The organism is Mesorhizobium sp. M0870 (assembly GCF_040319775.1).
Lineage (GTDB): Bacteria > Pseudomonadota > Alphaproteobacteria > Rhizobiales > Rhizobiaceae > Mesorhizobium.
This window is the reverse complement of sequence record NZ_JAMYOI010000028.1, coordinates 67941-78020: the sequence shown is the minus strand read 5'-3', so window position 1 is coordinate 78020 and position 10080 is coordinate 67941. Positions and strand designations below refer to the sequence as shown.

Genomic DNA, 10080 nt, shown 5'->3' with positions numbered 1-10080 from the left:
GGCGACAGCAGATCTTAGCCCGGAAGGCATCGCCTCGCTCCGCGAAATCAGCGAGCTTAATTTGCTCGGCTGGGCAGCCGGCGAGGGTTCTGTGATCGCAAGCCGCTAATGGACGCAATCGCTGAAGCTGAGGTCGTGATTGCGGGATATGAGTGTTTTGACGAGGAACTACTGGCTGCCGCGCCTCAACTTCGCGCCATCCTCGTGATTGAGCTGGAGTTTGACTTAGCGGTTCTCCATTGGCGCTGGAAGCGCTGGAAGCCACCGCAGAGCCATAGCTTGAACGGTCGTCCTCGCGACGGGGGCTGGAAGGCCGGTGGGCAACTGGGAGGTTCGTTGCCCACCAGCTTCCTGTCTGCGCCGCAACGCAGCCAGGATAACACGTGGTGATAGCGCCGATCTTTCGCTTCGCGGCCACGGCGAGGGCCGCGCTACTGCGCCAAAACCACTCGTTATCGATAGGTCTCGAAATTGCAATGGCCGCCATTTCGGCTTGCGACTACTGAATATTCCCCAGTAGCGTCGTCATGGCGAGGGTCATGGCGCTAGCATAGCTATCGAGATCCTTCACCTCAAACAAGAACCGATTTGACTCTGGATCGGCGTCCGTCCACGTCGGCACCCCATTCGGATCGCATTTGATGTCGACGGGACGGAAGCCAAAAACCGCATCGTCCGTGTTGGAGCTTGGAATAATGTTGCCCGCCTTGTCCACGGCTTGAGACACCATGTGGAAAAAGCCGGCGGTGCACCACATATCGCGATCGGCACGAAAGGTCACGAAGCTCGGTACATCGCTCCGCGGCGCTAGCAGCGGCTGTAGGTAGCGTGCATCTGTCCGCCCTTCGAGGGAATAGGTGAAGTAGCTTTGGAGGGCCGGCGACAACTTTGACAGAATGTCGCGCTGCTTGAAACGGTATAAAGTACCATACCGCTCGACCGTTCCCTCCGCCTCCTGCCAAATGGTCTCGAAGCATGGCATCCAGTAAATCGGGCAGGGTATGTCGAACGTGGCCGCGTACGCGGCTGCATTTAGTTCGACATTGTACTCTATCCCTCCCTGCTTCGCGACATCGGGATGGCCCGTGCCGGCGTTGAGGTAGATGCCTGCGCATTTGTTACGGAAGAGATCCGGTTCAAGCTTGGCCGCAATGGCGAGATCGCGGCAGGAGCCTACGATGCTGATATAGGCCGGCCCTTCGCTGTCGTGAAGATAGCGGAGGAGAAACTCCGCGCCGGCGCGGTCGCGCCTGGAAAGGGTAGCAAGCGACGCCCGGTCATGCGTGTAGGAAACGGAGGAACCGACAGCCACATGGGTCGGCAACCCCGTGAGGTAGCTTAGCTGCGCAATGCCGGTGACGTCCGGACTGCGGCCCGGATAGTGATTGGGCGGGAAGTCAACCAGTACGCCGCCGAGTTCGAGTTGGCCCGATGCGGCAAGAGCATAGACGCAAGCAAGGTCCCAGTGATCGTCCGGATCGATATAGGGACGAAACAGGTCGGTCTGGTGAAGCAGTCTTATGGTCATGCGAATCCTCTAGATTTTTCTTTGACGCCCGAAATCGCAACCGAGTGCGTGAAGAAGCAGGCCTATGCTAAGTCATTCTTTGCAAGAATGCAATAATCTAATATTGCCAGCCACCAATGCCATATACACGTAGCCAGACTGCATTGGCGATGATCTGCGGCGGGAAACGATGGCGGTTGTAGCTGACGGTCGCGGTGTTCATGCCGTCGGTCTATGCCGCAAATCCCTGAACGCGTGTTAAGTTGATAACGCCGCGGCAGATGCTTGACAGCGATCCGCAATTGAACGGTCGATTGACAGCGCTCAATCGTCCTATGTCCGACGATGTCGGATAAGCAACACAGCAGTGTTAGGCTATCATATTGGTTGAGAACGATTTCTCCTTTGGCACGGTACATGCGTAGTCCTCTACAAGGCGCATAGACTGAGGAGAGGTCGACCGATGATCACGCTCACCGGAGATTCGGACGAGGTTAAGCTGGCAGCTGCGATGCTGCCGGAGACGATATTTGGAGCCGTGGGGGTTTGTCGGGGACTTGGGGAAGATGTGGCTCCGCGCAAGAGTTTCGTTACCGTCAAAGCACGCCATATTACACAAGCGACTGTGGGCGCAGTTACCCCCGAGCAAATCCGAACCAGTGTGATTAGTTTGGGCCGCTACGTGCCGCGACGCCTGGGTCGGGCACTGCCCGGCCTACTGGGTGGACTGCTGGAGGGGTGAAGATGGCATATCGGTCTTCTCCAGTGCGTGCAGGCGCTTGCCAACCAGGCGATCAGGATAGGCATGCTGCAGCGCAATCGATCTCCTCCAGCGTCTTTGTTGGCAGTGGTACGCTTGCTATCAGCTGCGCTCAGCTGGCAATTGAGATGGGCCACGTCATTGGTGCGGCCCTGTGTGGCGATGCCAAATTTGCAGAGTGGGCGGCTCGCGCCAACATCCCCCGCATGGCGAGTGTTGAAGAGCTCTGCTCTCTTTTGAAGGCTAAGCCGGTGGATTGGATTTTCTCCGTCGCCAATCCGCTGATATTGCCACCGGACGTGTTTGGGCAAGTGCGTCGAGCTGCTTTCAACTACCACGACGGTCCATTGCCACGATATGCAGGAACGCACGCGACGTCCTGGGCGCTGCTGGCGCAAGAGACCGAACATGCCATCACGTGGCATCGTATCGATGATGGTGTTGATACGGGTGACGTCGTGGTCCAACGCCAAGTGCTGATTGCGCCTACCGATACGGCACTGACCCTGAACCTCAAATGTTATGAGGCAGCTGTCGAGGGTTTCCGCGAGCTTTTAACTGGCCTCGAGAGCGGGAAGCTTATTGCTTATCCGCAGGCGATGGGGAACAGAAGCTATTTTCCCAGACGTCGACGCCCAGATGCGGCAGGCTGTCTGCGATGGGATCGATCCGCGCAAGATCTGTCAGCGATGACGCGGGCCCTAGATTTTGGGCCATATCACCCCAATCCATTGTGTCTGCCCAAGGCTCTCGTAGGCGATGGGGTTGTCACAGTCAGACGCCTGGAGGTGCTGCCTCAACGCTCGGGCTTTCCGGCAGGTTGCCTGCTTGAAATCCACTCCAGCCATTGGCGTGTGGCGACGGGTACGCAGGATATTGATGTTTGCTTTGGCAGCTTAGTTGGTCAGGTTCTGGACGCGCGAGCCCTCGCCAGGCACTTTGATGTGGATGAAGGTGATCGCCTTCCGATCTTAAGCGATGATGAGGCGCGGAGCATAACTGCCACCCATGAATTGCTAGCGCCTCGGGAGGATTTTTGGCGACAGCGGCTAGAGCAGTTTAAAATATTGCAGCTTCCTTTCCTGTCGTCGTCCGCGGCTGAGGCGCCGCCCGGATGGCAATCGAGTTCGTGGTTCATTCCAAGTGCTTTAGCTAAGCTGGCGCCACATGATCGCACGGAATGCTTGGTAACGGCTTGGCTGATCTATCTCGCCCGCATCACGGGAGAAACAGAGCTTCAACTGGGATGGACGCCTGCATCGGATAGATCGCAAGTTGGCTCTAAAGCGAGGGAGGTGCTTATCGCCTCTGTCGCGCCGATGGAAGTTACCATTGATCTTGCACATGATTTTGAAGAACTACGCAAAACGGTGGCAGCCGAATGCGCTCAGTTGAGGGAGCGCGGTAGCTTTGCGCGGGATCTTATCGCGCGCTGGCCCACAGTGGGAGGTGTGGAGCCCCTACGGTCGCACCAGCCCTGGCCGATTGGCCTCACAATGACGACAGACAGCTGTTCCGTCGCTGGCGATTTGACGAGCCAAAGTGCTGGGGCAGGCCTATGCGGCGGTTTGCTGACATTTGAGGTCTGCGTTCAGGACGGAAGCTTTCGATGGCACTTTGATGCAAGTCGACTAGCGCCGAAGCAAATCGGCCGTATGACACAGCATTTGCAAACTTTGTTATATGGTGTGACGGCCGATGCAGGGCAGCCGGTCGGCCGGGTTGAGCTGCTGCCGGCCGACGAGCGCACCTATCTGTTGCAGGATCTGAACCGGACGGCGGCGGCCTATCCGTCGGAGCGGTGCATCCATGAGCTGTTCGAGCAGCAGGTCCAAAAGGCGCCGGAGGCGGTGGCGCTGGTCCATCAGGACGAGCGGCTGAGCTATGGCGAGCTCAACGCGCGGGCCAACAGGCTGGCGCATCATCTGATCGCACTGGGTGTGAAGCCGGACCAGCCGGTGGCGATCTGCCTGGAGCGGAGCCTGGCGATGGTGGTGGGACTTTTGGCGATCCTGAAGGCGGGGGGTGCCTATCTGCCGCTGGACCCGGCCTATCCGTTCCAGCGGCTGCGGCAGATTCTCGACGATGCCGCGCCGCACCTGCTGCTGGCCGATGCGGCCGGTCGCGCAGCACTCGGCGCCGAGGCACTGGCCGATGTGAGCGTGGTCGAACTGGATACGGCGACCCCGGCCTGGGCCGAGTTGCCGGCCTCGAACCCGGACCCGCGCACCCTTGGCCTCACCGCGCGCCATCTCGCCTATGTGATCTACACCTCAGGCTCAACCGGAACCCCAAAGGGCGTCATGGTCGAGCACCGGGGAGTGGTGAATCACACAAATTGGCAGGCGGATCGATTCCGGCTTGCTGCCCACGACATTTTCTTGCAGCGAACCTCCCCCTCTTTTGATGCCGCGGTTTGGGAGCTATGGACAGCCTTGTCGATTGGGGCCCAATTAACTCTTCTCCCCTTCGATAGCCAATTAGATGTCCGAACAATTCTGGATATAGTAAATAAGTATCGGGTGACAGTACTTCAGTTGGTTCCGTCGCTGCTTTCGGCATTGACAACGGGTGACGACGTTCATCCAAAGCAAGTCCGTAGTTTACGTTACACATTCTGCGGCGGAGAGACGCTCCGGAATGAGCATGTAGCTAAATGGCTGCAATTGGCATCGCGGCCACTTGTTAATCTCTATGGGCCTAGTGAGGCAACGATTGACGCGACAGCCTGGGTGTATTCCGCTGGATTAAACAGGCCAGTTGTCCCGATCGGGCGTCCGATAGCGAACACGCGGGTGTATCTTCTGGACGGTCAAGGTGCGCCCGTGCCGTTTGGGGCGGTGGGTGAGCTTTACATTGGCGGGGCAGGCGTTGCGCGTGGCTACCTGAACCGCCCCGAGCTGACGGCGGAGCGGTTTCTGGCCGATCCGTTCAGCGATGGGGCAGGCGCGCGGATGTACCGGACCGGCGACCTGGCGCGTTATCTGCCGGACGGCAATCTGGAGTTCCTCGGCCGCAACGACGACCAGGTGAAGATCCGCGGCTTCCGCATCGAGCCGGGCGAGATCGCCGCACGGCTGATCGAGCATGAATTGGTGCGCGAGGCGGTGGTGGTGGCGCGTGAGGACCGCGCCGGCGACAAGCAGCTTGTCGCCTATGTGGTGTGTGTGCCCGATGCCGGCTCGGACGAGGACGATGGAAGCGGAGTTGCTGGCGCCTTGCGTGGGCATGTCAGCGAACAGCTGCCGGACTACATGGTGCCGTCGGCCTTCGTGCGGCTGGATGGGCTGCCGCTGACGCCGAACGGCAAGCTCGACCGCAAGGCGCTGCCGGCTCCCGACGACGAGGCCTATGCGCGCACCGCCTATGAAGCGCCGCAGGGCGAGGTCGAGACGCTGCTGGCCCGGATCTGGCAAGAGCTGCTCGGCCTCGAGCGGGTCGGCCGCCACGACCACTTCTTCGAGCTCGGCGGCCACTCGCTGTTGGCCGTGCAGCTGATGGAGCGGCTGCGGCGGCTGTCGCTCGGGGTGGAGGTGCGCACCCTGTTCGCCCGGCCGGTGCTTTGCGATCTGGCCGCCAGCCTTGGCAGCCATCGCGAGGTGGCGGTGCCGGCCAACCTGATCGGCGAGCAGAGCACTGCGATCACGCCGCGGATGCTGCCGCTGATCGATCTTACCCAGCCGGAGATCGACCGGATCGTCGCCACGGTGCCGGGCGGGGTCGGCAACATCCAGGATATCTATTGCCTGTCGCCGCTGCAGGACGGCATCCTGTTCCATCATCTTCTGGCCGGGCGGGGCGATCCCTACCTGCTGGTCTCGCAGATGGCCTTTGCCGATCGTGACCTGTTGGAGCGCTATCTTGGTGCGGTTCAGCAGGTGGTGGATCGTCACGACATTCTGCGCACGGCCTTTGTCTGGGAGGGTCTGTCGAGCCCGGCGCAGGTGGTGTGGCGCAAGGCGGCCCTGGAGGTGCGCGAGGTCGAGCTGGATGAGGATGGCGTTCCCGGTTCCGAGCAGCTGAAGCGGCGGTTCGATCCGCGCCAGTACCGCATCGACCTTGGCCGGGCGCCGTTGTTGCGGTTTGTGATCGCGCGCGAGCCGGGCAGCGTGCGCTGGCTGCTGTTGGAGCTGCTGCACCATCTGATCGGCGATCACACGACGCTGGAGGTCATGCATGCCGAGGTGCGGGCCGTGCTGGAAGGTCGCGGGCATGAGCTTGCCGCACCGCAGCCGTTCCGCAAGCTGGTGGCGCAGGCGCGGCTGGGGGTCGATGCCAAGGCGCATGAAGAGTTCTTCCGGGCGATGCTAGCTGACATCGACGAGCCGACGCTGCCGTTCGGGCTGAGCGAGGTCCATGGCGACGGCAGCGGGGTTGGCGAGGCGCATCGGATGCTGCCGCAGGCGCTCAACGATCGGCTGCGGGCCCAGGCGCGGCGGCTGGGGGTGAGCCTGGCCAGCCTGTGCCATCTGGCCTGGGGGCAGGTGGTGGCGCTGAGCAGCGGGCGTCAGCAGGTGGTGTTCGGCACGGTGCTGTTCGGCCGCATGCATGCCGGTGCCGGCGCCGACCGCGCCATGGGCCTGTTCATCAACACCTTGCCTGTGCGCCTCGACCTCGACGGCACCGGAGTCGAGGAAAGTGTGCGGGCCACGCATCGCCGGCTTTCCGAGCTGCTGGCGCATGAGCATGCCTCGCTGGCGCTGGCGCAACGCTGCAGCGGCGTTGCGGCGCCGGCGCCGCTGTTCGGCGCGCTGCTGAACTACCGCCACAACACGCCGGCGGCCATGGCCGGCTCCGGGACGGATGATGGTCGGTCCGGCGTGGAATGGCTGGGCAGCGAGGAGCGCACCAACTATCCGCTGACCTTGTCGGTGGAGGACTTTGGCGAGGCGCTCGGCCTGACGGCGCAGGTGGCGGAGCCGGTGTCTCCGGACCGGATCTGCGGCTACATGCAGCGTGCTCTCGAGCAACTGGCTGAGGCGCTGGAGCATGCCCCCAATACGCCGGTGCGCAACTTGGACATCCTGCCGGCCGACGAGCGCACCTATCTGTTGCAGGATCTGAACCGGACGGCGGCGGCCTATCCGTCGGAGCGGTGCATCCATGAGCTGTTCGAGCAGCAGGTCCAAAAGGCGCCGGAGGCGGTGGCGCTGGTCCATCAGGACGAGCGGCTGAGCTATGGCGAGCTCAACGCGCGGGCCAACAGGCTGGCGCATCATCTGATCGCACTGGGTGTGAAGCCGGACCAGCCGGTGGCGATCTGCCTGGAGCGGAGCCTGGCGATGGTGGTGGGACTTTTGGCGATCCTGAAGGCGGGGGGTGCCTATCTGCCGCTGGACCCGGCCTATCCGTTCCAGCGGCTGCGGCAGATTCTCGACGATGCCGCGCCGCACCTGCTGCTGGCCGATGCGGCCGGTCGCGCAGCACTCGGCGCCGAGGCACTGGCCGATGTGAGCGTGGTCGAACTGGATACGGCGACCCCGGCCTGGGCCGAGTTGCCGGCCTCGAACCCGGACCCGCGCACCCTTGGCCTCACCGCGCGCCATCTCGCCTATGTGATCTACACCTCAGGCTCAACCGGAACCCCAAAGGGCGTCATGGTCGAGCACCGGGGAGTGGTGAATCACACAAATTGGCAGGCGGATCGATTCCGGCTTGCTGCCCACGACATTTTCTTGCAGCGAACCTCCCCCTCTTTTGATGCCGCGGTTTGGGAGCTATGGACAGCCTTGTCGATTGGGGCCCAATTAACTCTTCTCCCCTTCGATAGCCAATTAGATGTCCGAACAATTCTGGATATAGTAAATAAGTATCGGGTGACAGTACTTCAGTTGGTTCCGTCGCTGCTTTCGGCATTGACAACGGGTGACGACGTTCATCCAAAGCAAGTCCGTAGTTTACGTTACACATTCTGCGGCGGAGAGACGCTCCGGAATGAGCATGTAGCTAAATGGCTGCAATTGGCATCGCGGCCACTTGTTAATCTCTATGGGCCTAGTGAGGCAACGATTGACGCGACAGCCTGGGTGTATTCCGCTGGATTAAACAGGCCAGTTGTCCCGATCGGGCGTCCGATAGCGAACACGCGGGTGTATCTTCTGGACGGTCAAGGTGCGCCCGTGCCGTTTGGGGCGGTGGGTGAGCTTTACATTGGCGGGGCAGGCGTTGCGCGTGGCTACCTGAACCGCCCCGAGCTGACGGCGGAGCGGTTTCTGGCCGATCCGTTCAGCGATGGGGCAGGCGCGCGGATGTACCGGACCGGCGACCTGGCGCGTTATCTGCCGGACGGCAATCTGGAGTTCCTCGGCCGCAACGACGACCAGGTGAAGATCCGCAGCTTCCGCATCGAGCCGGGCGAGATCGCCGCGCGGCTTTGTGAGCACGACCGGGTGCGCGAGGCGGCGGTAGTGGCGCACGAGGACCGCGCCGGCGACAAGCAGCTTGTCGCCTATGTGGTGTGTGGACCCAAGGCCGGCTCGGACGAGGACGATGGAGGCGGGCTTGCCGCCGCCTTGCGCGCGCATGTGAGCGGGCGGCTGCCGGACTACATGGTGCCGGCTGCGTACGTGCGGATCGAGGCGCTGCCGCTGACGCCGAACGGCAAGCTCGACCGCAAGGCGCTGCCGGCGCCGGCCGACGACGCCCATGCGCGGGCGGCCTATGAGGCGCCGCGCGGCGCGGTCGAGACGGCGCTGGCGCAGATCTGGGCGGAGCTTCTGGGTGTCGAGCGGGTCGGACGCCATGACCACTTCTTCGAACTCGGCGGACACTCGCTCTTGGCGGTGCAGCTACTCAGCCGAGCATCAGATCTTGGACTGAAGTTTAGCGCGGCTGATCTCTTTCATGTTCCTGTCCTGAAGGAGCTTGCATCGAGGGTCGAGATTGACTTTCACCGTCATAGACCTGGCATTCTACCCGTTCGTGTGACGGGATCTCAACCGCCGCTCTTCTTTGTTCCCGACGGTGAGGGCGGTTGTTCCTATGTCATCGGTTTGGTAAAGGAAATGAACATAGACTGTCCCGTCTATGCTTTGCCATGGCCGTCTTCCGATCAAGCTCGTTCACTGTCCCTTGAAGCGATTGCTGACACGGTCATCCTGGCAATCAAAGAAATTCAGCCTCAAGGTCCATACCGCTTTGCAGGATACTGCTCGGGTGGCATCTTGGCTTACGCCATAGCCCAGCGCTTACTGGGTCTGGATGAAGCCGTGTCTTTCATGGCGTTCATCGATGTTACGCTATTTGCAAATCGACCGAGCATATCCCCCTCTCAGATTGTCCGAAATATGGTATTGGAACGTTTCGAATCCTTGGATGATGAGAGCTTCGAAGTGTTGGAACGCTTTGCTGGACAATGTTCAATTACTCAGCTGCTTGAAAAGGCACAAAAAATTGGGGCGATACCTCCGGATCGTGATCTCCACAATGACGTTCTGATGTTTGAAAGAATCGCCCAATTTCATAGGGCGCTGCAGTCGTATCAAGTTCCGTCCCTGCCAATTGAGATTCACCAGTTTTATGCAGCTGATCCTTTCCTCAGCCGTCGTGTGCGACTGGGCGAGAGCTCAATTGGCCCAGAGGCAACATCGCTCATGCGCGGCTGGGACCGAATTTTGAGTGCGGCGGCCATCCATGCAGTTCCAGTCCCAGGCAATCACGACACGATGATGGTAAACCCAGAAAACCGCAAAGTGCTGGCACGCATGTTATCAAGAGCCTTAAACAGTTTCGCCGACAACACACGCTAAGGAGAGGTGACGTGACGCGCTTGCCCCGCCCCAACTCTTACCTCCCATGAACTTCCTTGCTGCTT

4 protein-coding genes are annotated in these 10080 nt (G+C 61.0%); 3 read left to right on the top strand and 1 reads right to left on the bottom strand.

Translation table 11 applies throughout. The features are described from left to right. The first annotated feature begins 108 nt into the window (after positions 1-108). Positions 109-390 (top strand): hypothetical protein, encoded by a 282-nt coding sequence (locus NKH97_RS26980; RefSeq protein ID WP_352799141.1) that lies wholly within the window; start codon positions 109-111, stop codon positions 388-390. A 109-nt stretch (positions 391-499) separates the two neighbouring features. On the opposite strand, the gene NKH97_RS26975 is transcribed toward NKH97_RS26980, so the two are convergent. After that, positions 500-1528, bottom strand: coding sequence for a hypothetical protein (locus NKH97_RS26975; RefSeq protein WP_352799140.1), 1029 nt, complete (start codon positions 1526-1528; stop codon positions 500-502). A gap of 442 nt (positions 1529-1970) precedes the next feature. On the opposite strand from NKH97_RS26975, the gene NKH97_RS26970 reads away from it, so the two are divergent. Together NKH97_RS26970 and NKH97_RS26965 are read left to right on the top strand one after the other, a co-directional pair. Further along, a complete protein-coding gene (locus NKH97_RS26970) occupies positions 1971-2249 on the top strand; it encodes a hypothetical protein (RefSeq protein ID WP_352799139.1) in 279 nt (92 codons plus the stop codon). Between the two features lie 146 nt (positions 2250-2395). After that, positions 2396-10015: a non-ribosomal peptide synthetase gene (locus tag NKH97_RS26965; protein ID WP_352799138.1), complete on the top strand. Its 7620-nt coding sequence runs from the start codon at positions 2396-2398 to the stop codon at positions 10013-10015. Positions 10016-10080: the final 65 nt, after the last annotated feature.